This window comes from uncultured Veillonella sp. (assembly GCF_963522475.1).
Lineage (GTDB): Bacteria > Bacillota > Negativicutes > Veillonellales > Veillonellaceae > Veillonella.
In genome coordinates this window covers 16,836-34,934 of the sequence record NZ_CAUQYW010000011.1, presented here as the reverse complement: position 1 = coordinate 34,934, position 18,099 = coordinate 16,836, and the positions used below count along the sequence as shown (strand labels likewise).

Sequence of the window (18,099 nt, the reverse complement as noted above, 5' to 3'; positions counted from 1 at the left end):
TAAAAAAGACTATCTTAAGCGGACTCAAGATAGTCTTTTTGGTAAGTCAATTACATTTTTTCGAATTGGTCTTTACCAACACCGCAGATTGGGCAAACATAATCAGCTGGTTGATCTTCGAATTTTACGCCTTCAACAGCTTCGTCATAAACCCAACCACATACTACGCATACATATTTTTCCATGAGTATTTCCTCCTTCACTTGAAAATTATTGTTTAATGTCTATCTTTTTTAATTTAGATACTCTATCTGTAATGTAGTATATCAAAGATATCGAAACTTTTCAATACTCATTTGCTCAATTTCTCATTTTTCTAATATTTAAAAAGCATATATAATATGCGGATTTGTGCTACGCCATAACTTGAAATACATTATCATTTAGGTCATTGAGCCATAAATATAAACAAATTGTCGCCCTCATTACAAGACCGCTTTTACTCTCTTAAATGACCATTATTAATCCAATAGTTTGTTGTGTATTACCTAAAATGAATACCTAAGGTGTACATAATTTATATATTATACTATTATATATAAGGGAATATATTTGTAGTATATATTTTAAAACAACTTAATTAATAACTTATGATGTAAGTATGTACTTATGAACTCTTTCACCTCTATAAAATATAGTCATATTCTAATTATTTTACTATTTTTATTTGGACTATTAAATAGAGAAATTGTAATTTATATTGTTATCATAGGAGGATTTATGAGAACATCTTTAACAAATCTTTTGCAGATCGAATATCCTATCATTCAAGGTGCTATGGCTTGGGTATCTGAACACAAATTAGTAGCTGCTGTCGCTAATGCAGGTGCTACTGGTGTTATTGCCCTAGGCGGCCGAGATGCAGAATGGACACGTAATGAGATTCGTGCATGCAAACAATTAACAAATAAACCATTTGGAGTAAACCTCATGCTAATGGCACCTAACAAAGATGAATTAGTGGATGTTATTATCGAGGAAAAACCAGCCTTCGTAACACTGGGTGCTGGCAACCCTGTTCCATATATTAAAATATTCCAAGATGCAGGCATTAAAGTTATCCCCGTAGTACCATCTTTAAAATTAGCTAAGCGTATCGAAGATGCTGGTGCTGATGCAATGATCATTGAAGGCATGGAAGCAGGCGGTCATATCGGCAGCCAAACTACAATGTCCTTAATGGAAAACATTTTACCAGAAATCAGTATTCCAGTTGTTGTAGCAGGCTCTATCGTTGATGGTCGTGGTCTTGCTGCAGCTTTATTAATGGGTGCACAAGGTGTACAAATGGGCTCTCGATTCTTGTTAGCAGAAGAATGCCAAGCACACAAAAACATGAAAGAAGCTATTATTAAAGCTACTGATACAGACTCTGTTGTAACAGGTCTTCTCTCTGGTCACGGTGGTGTCCGTAGCTTGAAAAACGAATTCACGACTCGCTACCTAGCTGCAGAAACTGATGGTGTTACTACACCTGAAGAGCGCACCAAAATGTCTCAAGGTACTAATAAACGTGCTGCTATTGATGGCGATGTTGTAAACGGCGCCGTACAAGTTGGCCAAGCTTTAAATCGCCTTGTAGCTATTGAGCCTGCTCATACAATTGTTCAAACAGTAATGAATGAAGCTATTATATCTATTCGTAAGGCACAACGCCTTCTAGAAATCGTTTAATAAATTAGGAGTGTCATATGTTACCATTTCATGGAAAATATCCAAAATTAGATCCTAAAAGTTGTGTAATGCCCGGTGCTGAGCTTGCTGGTGATGTAGAACTTAAAGAATATGCATCTATTTGGCAAAACTGTGCACTTCGTGGTGATGTAAACAAGATTGTAGTAGGTCGTTACTCTAATGTACAAGATAACTCTGTATTACATGTAGATGACGATAAAGCATGTATCCTCGGTGATTATGTAACAGTTGGCCACGGTGCAATTGTCCATGCAAGCACAATTGAAGATAATGTTTTAATTGGCATGGGTGCCATTGTACTAAGTGGTTGTCATATCGGCTCTGGATCTATTATCGCAGCTGGTGCAGTAGTAAAAGAAAATACTGTAATTCCTCCTAACTCATTAGTAGTCGGTATTCCAGCTCATATTGTTCGCACAGACGAAACTCAAATTGAACGTATTCACAATCAAGCTTTAAAATATAAACACTTGTGGACTATCGAATACGGTATACTTCCTGATGCAGGTGGCGAAGAATACGATAAAAATGCTAAAATCGTATAAACTCATATATAAATAATCACTCAAATAACAAACGCGGATAGTTGTTTATCAACTATCCGCGTTTGTTTTGAATTCTCAAGCTTAAATTGGCTTTTAAAATAACTAGATATAGCCTTATAAATCAATCCAATATCTAATTATAGATATTTATAAACACTCTACTTTAGAAACTATTTACTCATCTTTAACTTGGTCTGAACAATTTGTTCCACCATAAGTGCTGTACCCATGGTCAACGCTATAGGGAAGAACATCTCTACGGAAAATCTAGTCAACTCAAGCATAAATACGCAAGATGTCAGAGGCATCTTCTGTGCTAGTCCTAAAAATGCCACGGCACCGATAAAGGCAGCCATCCCCAATGATATAGGAGCCACGGCAATAGACCAAAAAGTACCAAATACAATGGCTAACGTACTTCCCAACATCATAGATGGAGTAATACGCCCACCATAAGCACCAGCTGCTAATGCAAGTAATACCGCTACCCACTTAGAGCCAAATAATCCTAATGCATAAGTCCATGTAATATCATTAGTAAAGGTTAATTCGTTCCCAGCTTTACCATTTCCAAGTATTTCAGGAAAATACATAGCTAACGCACCAATAAGTGTAAACGCAACAATAGATATTGGGATCATAACAGGACTGCTACGATGAATAGAAGGTAACTTACCTTGAGTAATATTAAATAAAACTACACCTAAAGCAACAATAGCGCCCAAGGCGATAGAGAATTCTACATAGTGACTGCCCAAGCTAGGTTGAGCCATTGTATATTGAATGACATCCCCTACACCAGCTTGTCGAGTTACAAAAGTTGCTAATCCGCAACAAATAAGCGCAGCACTTATAGCGCGTATATTCCAAGTAAGGAGCAAGGTTTCTAACGTAAAAATTGCCGCTGATAACGGTGAATTATAAACAGCCGCCAAGCCAGCGCCTGCAGCACAAGCAATCAATAATTGGCGATCTTCTTGTTTTATGTCAAAATGCTTAACTAAAAAAGTTGTAATCCCCGCACTTGCTTCACGTGGCGCCACTTCTCGCCCTAATGGTGATCCAATAGCTACTGTAATAATTTGTAATGTTGCATGCAAAACAGTAGTAATAGGATCCATATCCATCTTGCCGGAAACGGCAGTTTTGATATCTACAATACCTTTACCATATTGATGAATAAGGAACCAACCCACGCCACCAATTAGACCACAAATAATGAGTGGTATCAATCGTTCTACTGGAGATACCCGCGCTACAGCAGCACCAAAACTCATATGATCTACAGAAGAATAATGATATACAAAATGCTGAATACTATGCATTAAATGTGTATAAGAAGCCCCCACTAATCCTGCTATAAATCCTACAATAATTATGAGCCCTATTAAACGTTTATCAAATGTCATACTTACTCCATTGCTAATACGACTTCACCAGTTTCTAATGTTTTTTTAACATCTATAATACGCTGATTAGATGACCCTCTAAAGCGTAATGCAGGGTCTTTTAGTTCTTCTATAAAGCGACCATCTACTAAAATATCAATTTCATGTAATAATGTGCTTCTCAACTCATCATCTAAGATATCATCTATTTCATAACCTGAATAGGCCCAAATTTTCTTTGCCGGTACTGCTGCGCGGACTGCCTGCACCACGGGTAATAAACCTTGTACATTTTGAAAAGGTTCCCCACCCAATAAAGTTAAGCCTGAGCAAGTAGGATTTTTCACATACGATACAACTAAATCAGTTTCAGCTTGAGTCCATTCTTGACCGGCATTAAAATCTTGATACTCTTCATTAAAACAGTTATAACAGCAATGTGTACAGCCAGTTACGAATATAGATGTACGAATGCCTTCTCCATTGGCAATGTCATATTGCCTTATTTGACCATATCTCATCATTACCTCCATGTACTGTTTATCAACTTTGAATAGCACTATATAGATATATTTCAATTTCTTATAGATACAGTAAAAGCTGTGCCTTAGGCACAGCTTTTATGATATATAAAATTATAATAATAAATACTAATACTATTTATTATTAGATATGCATTACACGATCTTTAATTTCCTTCGTACGACCTTCATTCCAGAAGTTTTCACCTAAGTAGCCACAAGTACGACGAATAACTGTTAATTTATCACGATTTGTATTATGGCATCGAGGACATTCCCATTCATTATGTTCATTGACCTTAATTTCACCATCAAAACCACATTCGTGACAATAGTCAGACTTGGTATTAAACTCAGCATAAGAAATATGATCATAAATATATCGAATCATAGTCAAAACAGCCGGAATATTGTTAGTCATATTTGGAATTTCTGCATAGGAAATACAACCGCCTGTCGATTTCTTTTGGAATTCAGATTCAAAATTAAACTTATCAAATACATTGATTTCTTCACGAACATTTACGTGATAACTATTAGTATAATATCCTTTATCAGTAATATCTTCAATCACACCAAAACGAGCACGATCTAAAGACGAGAATCGATTTGTTAAGCTTTCTGCAGGTGTACCATATAACCCAAAACCAAGGTTATGTTTATCATTCCATAGATTAATAGCCTCGTTTAAACGATCCATGATTTTCATGGCAAATACACGGCCTTTTTCACCTGTATTAGATTCACCAGTAATCAAACGAGTCGCTTCATAGATACCGATGTAACCAAGAGAGATTGTTGCATAGCCACCAGTGAGGAATCGACCGATTTTTTCACCTTTTTTCAGGCGTGCAATAGCACCATGTTGCCAATGGATTGGAGAAACATCACTAACCACATCTTTTAATAGATTATATCTTAATAATAATGCTTTTTCCGCTAATTCGAGACGTTTGTCTAAAATTTCAAAATACTTCTCTTCACTACCGCGAGCTAAGATACCAATTTGAGGCAAGTTCAAACTTACAACACCCATATTAAAACGGCCATCAAATTTATAGTTCCCGTTTTCATCCTTCCAAGGAGATAAGAAAGAACGGCATCCCATCGGGCTAAATACATTACCTTCATAGTTTTCTTTCATCTTCTTAGCGGAAATGTAATCTGGGTACATGCGTTTAGCAGTACATTGTGCAGCTAGTTCAGTTAAATAATAATATGGACTATCAGGCGTTACATTATGTTCATCAAGAACATAAATCAATTTAGGAAATGCTGGCGTAATATATACGTCAGCCTCATTTTTTACGCCTTTAATACGTTGACTTAAAATCTCTTCTGTAATAAGAGCAGCTTCTTTAGCATATTCATAATCAGGTTTAAAATACATAAATAATGTAACAAATGGAGATTGACCATTAGTAGTCATTAATGTATTGATTTGATATTGGATTGTTTGGATTCCATCCTTAACTTCTTTACGCGTACGTTTCCAAGCAATTTCACGGGCCTTTTCCATATTTGGTTCCATCCCGTAAATTTCAACTTGTTCTTCAATAACATTGTTAAGAATTTTTTCGTAAGATTTACGTACGAACGGTGCCAAGATACGATCGATACCATTAATACTTTGGCCACCATATTGGCCAGATGCAACTTGTGCAATAATTTGAGTTGTTACTGTACATGCAACTTGAAAAGACTTAGGTGTATCAATCTTTTTACCATTAATAACTGTGCCATTATTGAGCATATCCTCTAAATTAATTAAGCAACAGTTAAACATGGGCTGAATAATGTAATCCATATCATGAAAATGGATAGCACCACTATCATGAGCCTCTAAAATATCCGTAGGAATTAACTTACGTCGAGCAATATCCTTAGATACTTCACCGGCAATCAAATCCCGTTGTGTAGATACGATTGCAGCATCTTTATTTGAATTTTCATCAAGAACACTAACATTACTACGATCTAATAAACCAATTACATCTTCATCCGTCGTGTTTTGACGACGTTTGAAAGCTTGAACAGCTTTATAACCTTCATAGGCACGTGCCGTTGCAGGATTATGATACTCAATCAACTTATAATACACTTGATCTTCAATAGCATAAATTGTCATATCTTTTTGGAGTTTATGAGCATAATCTTCAATTTCATTTGCAATACGCTCTGCTAACCCCTCTTCGTACAACCCTGTACTACTATGTTCAGCCTTTTCAATAGCTAAAGCAATTTTGTGTTTGTCGAAAGGCACCTTTGTACCATCCCGTTTGATGACCTGCAACATATTGGCAACCTCCCCATTTTGTTACCGCTAAAACATATGTTAAGACATAGAAAAAAGTATGGTAAACCATACTTTTTATAAATTTATATGTAAAAATGTAAAGAATTATTACTAAATCCTCTATTTTTTACTGCTAACTCAGTATACTATATATGGTGGTTGTTTTCAAGAAAAAATACAATATAAAGTAAAAATAGGTTCTTCCAGACATACCAATACAGCATGAATAAAAGAACCTATACCAATTACAATGTAAAGCCAAATAGACGCGACAAAAAGTTGTTCTTTTGACCTATCCAACCAGAAGGAACTGCAGGATAGAATGTACGATCAGCTAAAAGATCGCGCTCATTAAGATGAATATTCGGCAACAAATCTTTTTTGTATGTGCTATCTAATTTGGAAATAGCTTCTACGTATCCTTGATGAGCTTGTACATCACTTTCACTACAATACCCAGTACCTAAGAAGTGAATTAGTCCATTACGATATAATTCAATAGCTCTATGATAGTTAGACTGACTATGATTAAATGATGCCATATTACATTGAATTAAAATGCCTTTATCTACCCATTCCAACAATTGCTCTGGTTTTGTAAACAATTGACGATGTGTTTCTACTTCACTAATAATAGGAATAATCCCCATATTGAGCAAATCTATTAACCATGCATTAATATGATGGATTTTGCTATTTTCAGGGATTGAAACTAACATAAAATGGCTATTTCCCAATAAATATTGATTACGATGAGCTGCAATATATTCGATCATTTCATCACAAAGCATAACTCGAGCCCCACTATGAATAGTGACATCCACTTGTTGTTCCCCTACTGCAAGCTTCACATCATTTAGTGTTGTCCCCATTGCATCCCATGTATTCTTATCCATACATACAGTTACATCAGGTGTACTAAAAATATCTGTAATACCTTGTTCGACCAAAGATTTTATCATTTTTACTGTTTCTGCCATTGTTAGTGGCCCTTGAGGCCCTAATACAGCTGGCAAAATACAACCATGTAAATCAACAACCCGATTCATATTCTTTCCCTTCTACTTACGATACTCCCTTACAGAAATCGTCCTCTTTATAAAGTTCATATTATTCTCATTTATTTTTCATTTTATATTCATGATTATATCAAGGGAAAAGTGGCTTGTATAGTGGTTTTTATATAAAAATAGATAAACTATAATATGTTTATTTAATATTTTTTTAATATTCTCACCTTAATTTCATTAAAAATACCTCATAATCACTATGACTATGAGGTATTTTTACGTATCGGTATATTATTAACAAATTAATTTTTAAATGTACTTCTCTTGTATCCAATATAATAAACTAATTTTACCAGTAAAAGCCCAAGAATAACACCGATAGTATCAATTAAAATATCAGAAAGTTGAGAGCTACGACCTGGTGAAAACAATTGTATAAATTCATCAAGACTAGCTATCAGTATTCCTAAAGCTATAGTCTTTATTACTGTACCATATGTAATATATCGACGTAAAATCGTATATAAAACACTACCAAGGATTGTAAACTCTGTGAGATGGGCTAATTTTCGAACAATCCTATTCAAGGTCCATATATTTCCATGAAAGCCTAATTTATTTACTATAGGTACAAAAGCCTCTGCAAAAAATATACTAAATCCATCTGAAGATCCACCATTTTGCATCGAATTATCCCATATAAAAAACACAATTAAGCCTAATAAAATATATAGTATACAACGTTTCATAGTCCTCTCCTAAACGCCATAATACATATCTACCTCAATCGCGGTCAAAAATATCTCTTGTGTAAACTTTATCCTTCACATCTTCTAGACTATTATCCCAACGATTAGCAACAATGACATCACTAACACGTTTAAAGTCTTCAAAGTTGCGAATTACAGGTGAGTTAAAAAAGTCTTCTGCATCAAGAGTCGGTTCATACACAACTACTGCTATGCCTTTTGCCTTAATACGCTTCATCACACCTTGTATTGCAGATGCTCTAAAGTTATCAGAGTTCATTTTCATCGTCAAGCGATAAATACCAACAATTTTAGGATTTTTACCAATAATAACATCAGCTACATGATCTTTACGAGTACGATTTGCATCTACAATGGCCGAAATCAAGTTTTGTGGAACATCATTATAATTAGCTAATAATTGTTTAGTATCCTTTGGTAAGCAATATCCACCATAACCAAAGGATGGATTATTGTAGAAATCACCAATCCGAGGGTCTAAACAAACACCATTAATGATTTGGCTTGTACTAAGGCCACGTACCTCTGCATAGGAATCAAGCTCATTAAAATACGCCACACGAAGTGCTAAATACGTATTAGCAAATAACTTAATAGCTTCTGCTTCCGTTGAGTCCGTATATAATTGAGGTATATTTTCTTTAACGGCACCATCAGCTAATAGTTGACCAAAATGACGGGCCCGTTCAGAATTTTCTCCTACCACAATACGGGAAGGATGTAAGTTATCATATAAAGCTTTGCCTTCACGTAAGAACTCAGGGGAAAAAATTAAATTCTCCGTATTAAACTCTTTACGCATTTGAACGGTATATCCAACAGGCACAGTTGATTTTATAATCATAATAGCATCAGGATTAACATCTAATACTGTTTTAATAACTTGCTCTACAGAAGATGTATCAAAGAAATTTTTTTGTGGATCGTAATTAGTAGGAGTTGAAATAATAACATAATCAGCACCTTTAAAAGCCTCAGTAGGATCTAATGTAGCTTTAAAATTTAATTTTTTAGTAGCTAAATATTCTTCCAATTCCGCATCTACAATAGGTGACTCTTTGCGATTTAACATTTCTACCTTTTCAGGAATAATATCGAGAGCCACCACTTCATTATGTTGTGCTAATAAAACACCATTTGAAAGGCCTACATAACCTGTACCAGCAATTGCTATCTTCATTTATTTGCCCTCCATCATATAAAACTTTTTATACCATATAGCAAATTTCCGTAATCCTTCACGTAAAGATGTATTAGGCTTGAATCCAAAGTCTTTTTCTAAAGCACTTGTATCTGCATAAGTTACAGGTACATCACCGGGTTGCATAGCCACTAACTCTTTATGGTCTTCAAAATTATAATCTTCTGGTAATACACCAGCAGCAACTAATTCCTCTGACAGAATACGCACAAAATCAAGTAAATTTTCAGGATGACTATTACCTATATTATAGATAGCATAGGGAGGAACAGGTAACCCATCAGCGCCATTACGACGTTCTGGAGCGGCACACATCACCTTAGATACGCCCTCCACAATATCATCAATATAGGTAAAATCACGTTTACAATTACCATAATTAAAGATTTTTATAGTACCGCCGCTTCGCAACGTATTAGTAAAACCAAAGTACGCCATATCTGGTCGGCCTGCCGGACCATATACTGTAAAGAAACGAAGTCCTGTACTAGGAATGTTATATAACTTGGCATAAGAATAAGCCAATAATTCATTTGATTTTTTTGTAGCTGCATAAAGAGATACGGGATTATCTACTTTATGCTCTGTAGAGTATGGAATTTGTTTATTCGCACCATATACAGAAGATGATGAAGCATAGACTAAATGTTCCACTCCGCTTTCACCATCATCATAAGAATGACGACATGCCTCTAATATATTGTAAAAACCAATAATATTAGACTCGATATACGCATCCGGGTTAGTAATAGAGTAACGTACCCCAGCCTGTGCTGCCAAGTTGACAACAATACGAGGTTTATAAGTAGAAAAGATTTCTTCAATAAAATCCTTATCTGCAATATTACCTTTTTTAAAGATCCATGTATTCTTATTATCTTTACTTATTTCATCAATTTGTTGTAATCGATAATCCTTTAAGGCCACGTCATAGTAATCATTAACAGAATCTATGCCAATAATTCGAGTCTCTTCTGCTTCAGATAATAAGGACATAACAAGATTAGCCCCTATAAATCCAGCGGCTCCCGTTACAAGAATCACCGTATTGTTTAAGTCTACATTTTTTGAAAGCATATGTACTCCTTTCATAGTTCTGTTAATTATGAGCGTTGCACCTTACTCAAGATTCTTTTAAATCCAGAAGTAATCATAGCACGCTCAGATGGGATAATACATAAAATAGCTATATATAATACTACACATAAGAGCATACATGCTACAGTCCACCATACGGAATCGTACAAATGTAAAGTGCTATATGCAAGAGCTCCTACAATAGATGCAGTAACTAAATACACACCGATATTAGTAATTACCCGTAAGGCACTCATATGTATAAATAATGCTAAGAAAATCATAGCAACCATTAACATTTCCATACGTACTATCGAGCGAGCATAAACAAAGGTACTAAAATCATATTGAATACAAATATAAATAACCGGTATTAGTACAACTAAGTGCAATATTTGAGTCCAAAATGATAAGTTAGGCTCCCCTTTTGCACGAAAGATTTCAGAAATTAAGTTTGCCGTTACTGTCATAATAGCAGAACTCAGTGCCCAAGATCCTAAAACGATACCAGCTAAAGTCCATTGTGGACCAAGTAATAAATGCACCACAAAATCTTGGAATACAAACAACCCCACCCCTATAGGAACTAAGAATAAAGCCATATAGCGTTGGAAGGTAAAGAACGTCTTTGAAAACTCCTGTTGATCATGTTGTACTCGACTTAATGCGGCAAACAACACCGGAGCTAATGAGGACGTCGCCATAGCCATGACAGTTGTAACAATAGCCATAGGCATTTTATATATCCCTAAATAGTAAGCATCGAGAAATCGGCTAATAATAAAGGTATCTACCCAAGCGGTAAGCCAAATAGAAAATGCTTCTGCCAGTGACCATGCACTATAGCTAAACATGTTCATAAAGACTCGAGAACTAAAGAATAGATGGATTTGATTTTTCCTACTCTTTAATAAGGCTAAAGCCGTAAACAACTGAGCCCCTAACATACCGACGATCAAAGACCAGTAGTCATATCCCATAAGCGCCATAGGTATGGATATTAATATAGGCGTCAGAATTGTAATGAGCCGAATGTTAAGAAGAAACTTAAAGTTAAAGTCTCGTCGATACAAAGCCATTTGTACACTACTAAAAGCAGAGAGCGGAATCATGGCCCCCATTATAGCCAATGGAATACCTAAACCATTGTTGCCAACTAGTACAGCCAATTCATCTCGACCGATTATAATGCCTCCCCACAAGAGTATCGAAAGAACTAAATTCGCAATAAAAGCCACATCTGTAGCCTCTTGCTTTTCTTTATCACTTTCAAACTCATGTTGTACAAGGAACTTCTGAAATCCCGCATCAGCAAGCATTTCTGCAAATGATATAACCATCATAATCGTTGCCAATATACCAAACGCAGTTGGCGCTAGCATATGAGCCAATATTATATTTGTTAGTGGTGTAATAAGCTTTGCTAAAACTTCTGTTATGACAGACCATTTAGCAGCAGCTACTATTTTAGTATCCATTATTTTTTATTGATATTCTTAATGCCCCTCAAGAATAATTCATGGTGAGCTTCACATTCCAAGTAGTTTTGAATTGCTAAATAACTTGTTTTGCCTAAAATGAGTTGCATTAACTTTCGACCAAATAATGCATTGATAGCACGTATAATACATGATCTGCCAATAAATTCGCGCAAATAACGCTTTATATGAGTATCAGCAAAATCTTTATAGGCTTGAGCTACAAAGTAAGCATCTTTAATGTTTTCACTTCGTTGTTTATAAGCTGTCAAAGTTTCATCCGCTTCTGATTCAGTAGCTTGACGTGTTCCCATTTCAGTGCTACGAATTGGTACTTCAGATACAATAAAGCTATCCTTTGTTGCCTCTACACGGATTAATAAGGAATCTTTTACGAATTCCTTATGGTTTATATAAAATTCAGAATTAAAAATAAAGTTACCTTGACCATAAATGATAGAACCACCATTATAGTCTTCACGAGAGCCTACGCAGTGATTATGTTGACAAATAACAAGATTCGCACCTCTATCAATAAACTTGCGGCAGTAGCGTTGTAACATCGGTGATGGATAACGATAGAATTCCTTACCACCATGGTATAAAACTATAACATAATCACACTGCTCTTTTAAAGCTAAAACTTCATCAAAGCTCTCTAATACATCAAATGGATTAGCCCCCATTGTATGGCAAGAAGCAACGGTAAACTCATGTTCTACACATAAGTAAAATCCTATTCGTATACCTTCTTTTTCAAAGATAAATGGCTTTTTAGCTTCCTTCAAACTAGAACCTGCCCCAGCATGTGCAATATCTTGATTTTTTAACAGATTTAAGGTTGATGTTAAACCTTCCTCACCTTGATCTAAGGAGTGATTATTAGCTAAGGTTAAAAATATAGGTTCTAACGCCTTATAGCCATGAATTGTTTTTGTAGGTGCAATTAAATTATTACCAAATTTCACAATTGGTGTTTCTACATCAGTAAGGGGAACCTCTAGGTTAAAAACATTTAAGTCAGATTGTTTAAGAATTTCATACAGCTCTTTACCTACTAAGGCTTCACCATTACCATTTTCAAATAATGCTTTATTAATATCTGTAGGAACTAAATCAGCTCCGATGTAAATTCTCAAGATGTAACCACTCCCCTAATTCATAATCCTTTGACATAGGACGAAACTTTTCAAATCCAGCACCAGGGAAAAATGTTAACTCTCCAATATATAGGCGCCCTTTAATTTCATAAAAATCAACACGTAAAAACGGACAATCCTTACTAAGTTCAGCGGTTAAACGTTTCATCTCATCATACGTAACGGGCAAAGGAAACTCTGTAGACAATGGTGGATAATGACCAAAATGAATTCCCATTGGCTCCCAATCAATATCATAAAAGTTCATACGTGTTCCAGTCTTAGAAAAACGATTTGAACATACTACTGTTAATTTTGGCTCTCCATGGAAACAATACATTTTATAGTCTAAGATTTCATTGCTACCTAACTCAGATAAATATTCCTCTGCTATAATCCGACGAGGAACATCTTTATAAGGCCACTCTCTGGCTATACGCGAATAATCTCGGTGTAAGGATGCACTTAATTTAGCTTTAGCTGCTTCGAAGTCAAAAGATGATTTATCTTTACAAATTACGATGCCCCCACTATCATGTGTACATTTCAAAACAAATTGATTAGGTAATGCATCAAGGTCAATATCCTCTACAGAATCCCATACAGCAAGTGTAGGAATTATATATTGATCACCTACACGCTGTGCAATAAAAAGCTTGGCTTCATACTTATCTACCATTACCGTTTGTATAGGTTCTCTATAATTAACTTTTAGCCATTGTAACTTTTCACTAAACATTTTTGGATTTTCTAAATCTAGAGGATACCCCATATATTTAGGAAATACCTTCTTTAGAAAGTCCGCATCAGACAATGAGTCATAACAGCCCATTTTAATTAATACTCTCGTTCGATAGTAAGGTTTTGTTAAAAAGGACATACCAACTTTACACAATTTGCTGAGCTTCATTTTTACGTCCTTTCCGGAGCAATTGCACCTCTAAATAAAATATCATCATATAAAAGTATGTACTCTTACTTTCATAAGATACCATCCCCATATCCATAACAATTTGAGAAAGGAACAAAATAAGGACCATTACGTATTCATTACTATGAAAATCTCGATAACGAATTAAGTTATATGCTATATATATATACATAGAGTAATACGCCAATAAGCCAATGACTCCAGTACCTGCTAATAATTCAATATAGTTATTATGTAAGTAGTAATTCTCTTTACCATATAAGAAAAAGGTATATACAGAAGGATTATTAACCCCTACTCCAGTTATAGGTGACTGATAAAACAAATCCCAACCGATATCTACCAAAGCTAAACGAATAATCGTAGATGAGTCACCACCAGTACCAGAAAAGGCATCGACCATACTCGACATACGGTCCAATACCTCCGAGAACATAGGTAGTTGTAATACTGCAACACCAACTATAGTAAGAGCTAACAATGATCCAATAATTTTTGCAATAGAGTTCACTACATTAGCACTACGTAAACTTCTAAAAATGAATAGTAATACGGTACCAACAACAACGAACACTAATGCTTTACGACTGCCAGTAGCTGCTAGGATTCCTAATGTAGGTAGGGCAATAATATTCCACCAACGAGGACGATCGTACAACATATAATACAATGTCATGACAATAGCATTGGCTCCTAATAAACCAACTGTATTCGCATTTAATGCATCATTGGCAATTCGTGCAGAAGAAGATAAAACTGTAATAAAGTAATCTAAACCATAGAAATATACTGTGTAAAAACAAACTATATAACCAGTCCACATACCAATTTTTAATAATGTGTCCACCGATTTTTTATCTTGATAACACATGTATAAAATGATAAGCATAAAGAATATCTTTACGATATCAAAACTTCGACTGAGTGCTACAGATGGCTCAATAGCATTAATAGTACTTAGATAACATGCACTAATGAATAGGAGCATATAAGCATGTAACGAAGTAAGCTTAAATTTAATAACTCCCTGTTCTCGTATAAGATAAAAAACAATAAGACCAAATAGGCATACAAATAATACATAAGCACCATAATTCGCATCGCCAAGGGCAAAGGAAATGGTCAACGACAACACTAAAAAAATTAGAGTTATGAACCATATCATGCGATCAGCAATAGCCGTAATATTTAACTTCAATGGTTCTCCTCCTTACAACTCATAAAACATCCAACCAACGTTTAGCAATCTTGCATAGTGGGAATTTATCACGCACCTTAATGGCTTCCTGTGAAAGTTTAGATGCTAGTGCCGGATTTTTTAAAACGCTACGCATAGCTTCATACATAACTTTTGTATCTCCTACAGGCACCAGGATACCATTCTCTCCACTGTTTATTACCATACGAGCACCACCTACTGGGCAGTCTGTAACTACTGTAGGTAAACCCATTCCTAGTGCTTCTAACATAGAGTTTGAAATACCTTCAAAATCAGATGATGAAACATACATAGAACAAGGTGCGACCTTCTCTAAAATATTACTAGCAAAGCCAGGCAATAAAATACGATTCTCTAAATTGAGCGCTTTAATTTGAGCACGTAGTTCATCTTCTAAAATACCTTGGCCATAAATAACAAGTTTATAGTCTGGAAACTCATCTGCCAGCATACTAAAAGCATTGATCATCATAGGCAAATTCTTTTGAGGATGTAATCGACAGGCTGTAACAATCGTCTTCTCACGTTCTCCTTCTATTGGTGGTGGCAATTTACCATTAATAGGATTGGGAATAATAACACCACGTTCCTGTACAGATTTTGGGAAGTAAGAGCGAGCGTCTTCTGTTTGGAATACTAGAGCATCAGCAAATCTAAAGGCAAAATTACGCAGCGCTTGTTGATGCCAACCAATAGGCACCTTGCGCGGATTATTTCGCTCCGAAAAGACGATGCGATTTTTCACAAACCAAGAGCTAATGGCTAAAATAAAGCTCGATGCCGACAAAAACGACAAGCATGTTGCGTTAGGTCTTGTCTTCAAAATCTTAATTAGCTCTATAATTTCCTGCATAAATCGAACTACCTTATTAGAGCTTGTAGTATGGATTTCAATTTGTTCAATCCCATTTTCTAAGGTATATTCATTACCATAACGATTTGGACTAGTTTGGATGACCGTAATATGATGACCATCATGTACCCATTGACGAGCTAACTCTGTTAAAATTCGTTCAGCTCCATCATTACCAAGGGAGATGGTAACAATAATTATTTCCTTCTTCATAGGCCTTCCTCTTGAATATATTCTGCAAGTCTCACATAAGCCTGCGCCATTGTCACCTTAGGATGCCAACCTAAGGATTTTAACTTCTTAGAGCTTAAGAACATGTGTACTGTCGGCGCATAGCCTAAGCCTTGCACATCCTCAGGAATATCAAAAATTACTTCGCTTTTATCATGACTTACATGCCTCGATACTAAATGTGCAATACTTGCTATAGAGCGTGTTTCTTCATCATGACATATATTGTACGCTTCTCCAGGTTCTCCATCCTTCATGAGGGTTAAGATACCCGTTAATGCATCCGTAATGTAACAATAGTTCGACATGGAGTCACCTTTTGTATGAAGAATAATGTTTTCATTTCGTAGAGCACTCTTAGTAAACTGCATGAATACACGATTATCAGATACAGGAACACCTGGTCCAAAAGTTTGAGCAAGTCTAGCTATAACAGCAGGAACTCCAAATTCTACAGCATAGGACTTACAATAACACTCACATAATCTCTTACTTTCAGAATAAGAACTACGAATATTTAAATGATCTAAATGCCCTAATCGTTCTTCTGTCATCACTTGTCCTGATTCATAAGGTACACCATATTGTTCCATGCTCGATAAATAAACAAGTTTTTTTATCGTTTTATGACGACCTAATTCAAGCATGGTCTCCGTACCATGAATAGAAGTACGAATAGTTTCTACAGGATGCTCCATAAAGAACTTAGATTGTGTCGGCGCTGCACCATGTAAGATATAATCACAAGGCACATCAATCGATTCTAAAGAGCCATCAATAAGTGTAATAGAATCATTATCTAAATAATCCCCTAGAATAGTTTGTGCTTTATCATGACTACGTATGTGACCTATTACCTGTATATCTAGACCATACGATTCATTGGCAAGTATTAGCAGTTTTATAAACATAGAGCCAATAAGTCCCGTCGCACCTGTCACAAGAATGCGTTGATGGCGGAGGAATTCAAAGTACTCTTTATCTTGTAGTAAAGCGGTTAACTCACGTTTAATAACGGAATTACTCATCCTGTAATCCTCCTAATTCACGGTTCTTAATGATACCTGTGAACATATAATAATCAGATGGTGTAGTAATCTTTATATTTTCTGTCTCTCCTAATACTGGATACAAGGTGTATCCATAATGCATCATCATAGATGCAGAGTCTATAAAATTATGGATACCTTCTGCTTTAGCTTGATTATGAACCGATAGAATATCATCTAGTTTAAAACTTTGAGGTGCTTTTGCCATAAGGCATTCACTACGATTTAAGATACGGTTTATAGAACCATTATCTGTAACCATAACGGTTTCAATAGCAGGTGTGACAGTAATAGCAGACCCCTTTGCTTCTACAGATTCAATATTTCGCTCTATTGTTGCCTTATCCACAAGTGGTCTAACACCATCGTGAATCAATACGGTAACCTCTTCATTAGGAAATAACCGTTTTGCCTCTATCAATCCATTATATTGAGAGTCTAAAGCACTGTCTCCACCTTGAACAATGGATACAATTTTTTGTAAACCTGCTTCTTTAATAAGATTTTGAGTATGATCAATCCACTCTGCTTTACAGGCTAAAACAATACCATCAATAGAGTCGGTCTGTTCAAACACATCTAAGGTTTGAATCAAAATAGGTCTACCATTCCATTCAAGAAACTGTTTTGGCGTCTTGCTATTCTTCATACGAGCACCGACGCCACCCGCAAAGATTACTGCTATTCGTTTCATAG

General features: G+C 35.5%; 17 protein-coding genes. 2 read left to right on the top strand and 15 right to left on the bottom strand.

The genetic code is table 11. The features are described from left to right. Nucleotides 1–50: 50 nt before the first annotated feature. A complete protein-coding gene (locus tag RWP19_RS07075; protein ID WP_004693422.1) occupies nt 51–185 on the bottom strand; it encodes a rubredoxin in 135 nt (44 codons plus the stop codon). A 535-nt stretch (nt 186–720) separates the two neighbouring features. Between RWP19_RS07075 and RWP19_RS07070 the strand changes: the two genes are divergently transcribed. Both RWP19_RS07070 and RWP19_RS07065 read left to right on the top strand, forming a co-directional pair. After that, nucleotides 721–1,674 (top strand): nitronate monooxygenase, encoded by a 954-nt coding sequence (locus tag RWP19_RS07070; RefSeq protein WP_314357072.1) that lies wholly within the window; start codon nt 721–723, stop codon nt 1,672–1,674. Between the two features lie 17 nt (nt 1,675–1,691). Further along, entirely contained in the window at nt 1,692–2,240 is a 549-nt protein-coding gene (locus RWP19_RS07065) for a gamma carbonic anhydrase family protein (RefSeq protein WP_295208734.1), read from the top strand. 170 nt (nt 2,241–2,410) lie between these two features. On the opposite strand, the gene RWP19_RS07060 is transcribed toward RWP19_RS07065, so the two are convergent. From RWP19_RS07060 to RWP19_RS06995, 14 genes are all read right to left on the bottom strand, one after another. After that, nucleotides 2,411–3,649 (bottom strand): chloride channel protein, encoded by a 1,239-nt coding sequence (locus RWP19_RS07060; RefSeq protein WP_314357070.1) that lies wholly within the window; start codon nt 3,647–3,649, stop codon nt 2,411–2,413. A gap of 2 nt (nt 3,650–3,651) precedes the next feature. Further along, on the bottom strand, nt 3,652–4,149 hold the full coding sequence (gene nrdG, locus RWP19_RS07055) for an anaerobic ribonucleoside-triphosphate reductase activating protein (protein WP_295258338.1): 498 nt from the start codon (nt 4,147–4,149) through the stop codon (nt 3,652–3,654). 145 nt (nt 4,150–4,294) lie between these two features. After that, a complete protein-coding gene (gene nrdD, locus RWP19_RS07050) occupies nt 4,295–6,445 on the bottom strand; it encodes an anaerobic ribonucleoside-triphosphate reductase (protein ID WP_314357068.1) in 2,151 nt (716 codons plus the stop codon). Between the two features lie 245 nt (nt 6,446–6,690). Continuing rightward, entirely contained in the window at nt 6,691–7,494 is an 804-nt protein-coding gene (locus tag RWP19_RS07045) for a CpsB/CapC family capsule biosynthesis tyrosine phosphatase (RefSeq protein WP_314357066.1), read from the bottom strand. 263 nt (nt 7,495–7,757) lie between these two features. Beyond that, complete coding sequence (locus tag RWP19_RS07040) at nt 7,758–8,204, bottom strand: VanZ family protein (protein WP_295208723.1); 447 nt, start codon at nt 8,202–8,204, stop codon at nt 7,758–7,760. A gap of 34 nt (nt 8,205–8,238) precedes the next feature. After that, nucleotides 8,239–9,405 (bottom strand): nucleotide sugar dehydrogenase, encoded by a 1,167-nt coding sequence (locus tag RWP19_RS07035; RefSeq protein ID WP_314357065.1) that lies wholly within the window; start codon nt 9,403–9,405, stop codon nt 8,239–8,241. Further along, nucleotides 9,406–10,503 carry an NAD-dependent epimerase/dehydratase family protein gene (locus tag RWP19_RS07030; protein ID WP_314357063.1) on the bottom strand — a complete coding sequence of 366 codons (1,098 nt, stop codon included), beginning with the start codon at nt 10,501–10,503 and terminating at the stop codon, nt 9,406–9,408. It abuts the gene before it with no gap. A gap of 26 nt (nt 10,504–10,529) precedes the next feature. Further along, entirely contained in the window at nt 10,530–11,981 is a 1,452-nt protein-coding gene (locus RWP19_RS07025) for a lipopolysaccharide biosynthesis protein (protein WP_295208716.1), read from the bottom strand. Beyond that, nucleotides 11,981–13,120 (bottom strand): CapA family protein, encoded by a 1,140-nt coding sequence (locus RWP19_RS07020; RefSeq protein ID WP_314357062.1) that lies wholly within the window; start codon nt 13,118–13,120, stop codon nt 11,981–11,983. The genes RWP19_RS07025 and RWP19_RS07020 overlap by 1 nt, the downstream gene beginning before the upstream one ends. Continuing rightward, complete coding sequence (locus RWP19_RS07015; RefSeq protein WP_314357060.1) at nt 13,098–14,030, bottom strand: ATP-grasp fold amidoligase family protein; 933 nt, start codon at nt 14,028–14,030, stop codon at nt 13,098–13,100. The genes RWP19_RS07020 and RWP19_RS07015 overlap by 23 nt, the downstream gene beginning before the upstream one ends. Further along, nucleotides 14,008–15,249: an O-antigen ligase family protein gene (locus RWP19_RS07010; RefSeq protein ID WP_314357059.1), complete on the bottom strand. Its 1,242-nt coding sequence runs from the start codon at nt 15,247–15,249 to the stop codon at nt 14,008–14,010. Before RWP19_RS07010 ends, RWP19_RS07015 begins: the two co-directional genes overlap by 23 nt. Nucleotides 15,250–15,268: 19 nt before the next feature. Beyond that, nucleotides 15,269–16,336 (bottom strand): glycosyltransferase, encoded by a 1,068-nt coding sequence (locus RWP19_RS07005; RefSeq protein WP_314357058.1) that lies wholly within the window; start codon nt 16,334–16,336, stop codon nt 15,269–15,271. Beyond that, a complete protein-coding gene (locus RWP19_RS07000; RefSeq protein WP_314357057.1) occupies nt 16,333–17,382 on the bottom strand; it encodes an NAD-dependent epimerase/dehydratase family protein in 1,050 nt (349 codons plus the stop codon). The genes RWP19_RS07005 and RWP19_RS07000 overlap by 4 nt, the downstream gene beginning before the upstream one ends. Further along, nucleotides 17,375–18,097 carry an IspD/TarI family cytidylyltransferase gene (locus tag RWP19_RS06995; protein WP_314357056.1) on the bottom strand — a complete coding sequence of 241 codons (723 nt, stop codon included), beginning with the start codon at nt 18,095–18,097 and terminating at the stop codon, nt 17,375–17,377. The genes RWP19_RS07000 and RWP19_RS06995 overlap by 8 nt, the downstream gene beginning before the upstream one ends. Between the last annotated feature and the right edge of the window lie 2 nt (nt 18,098–18,099).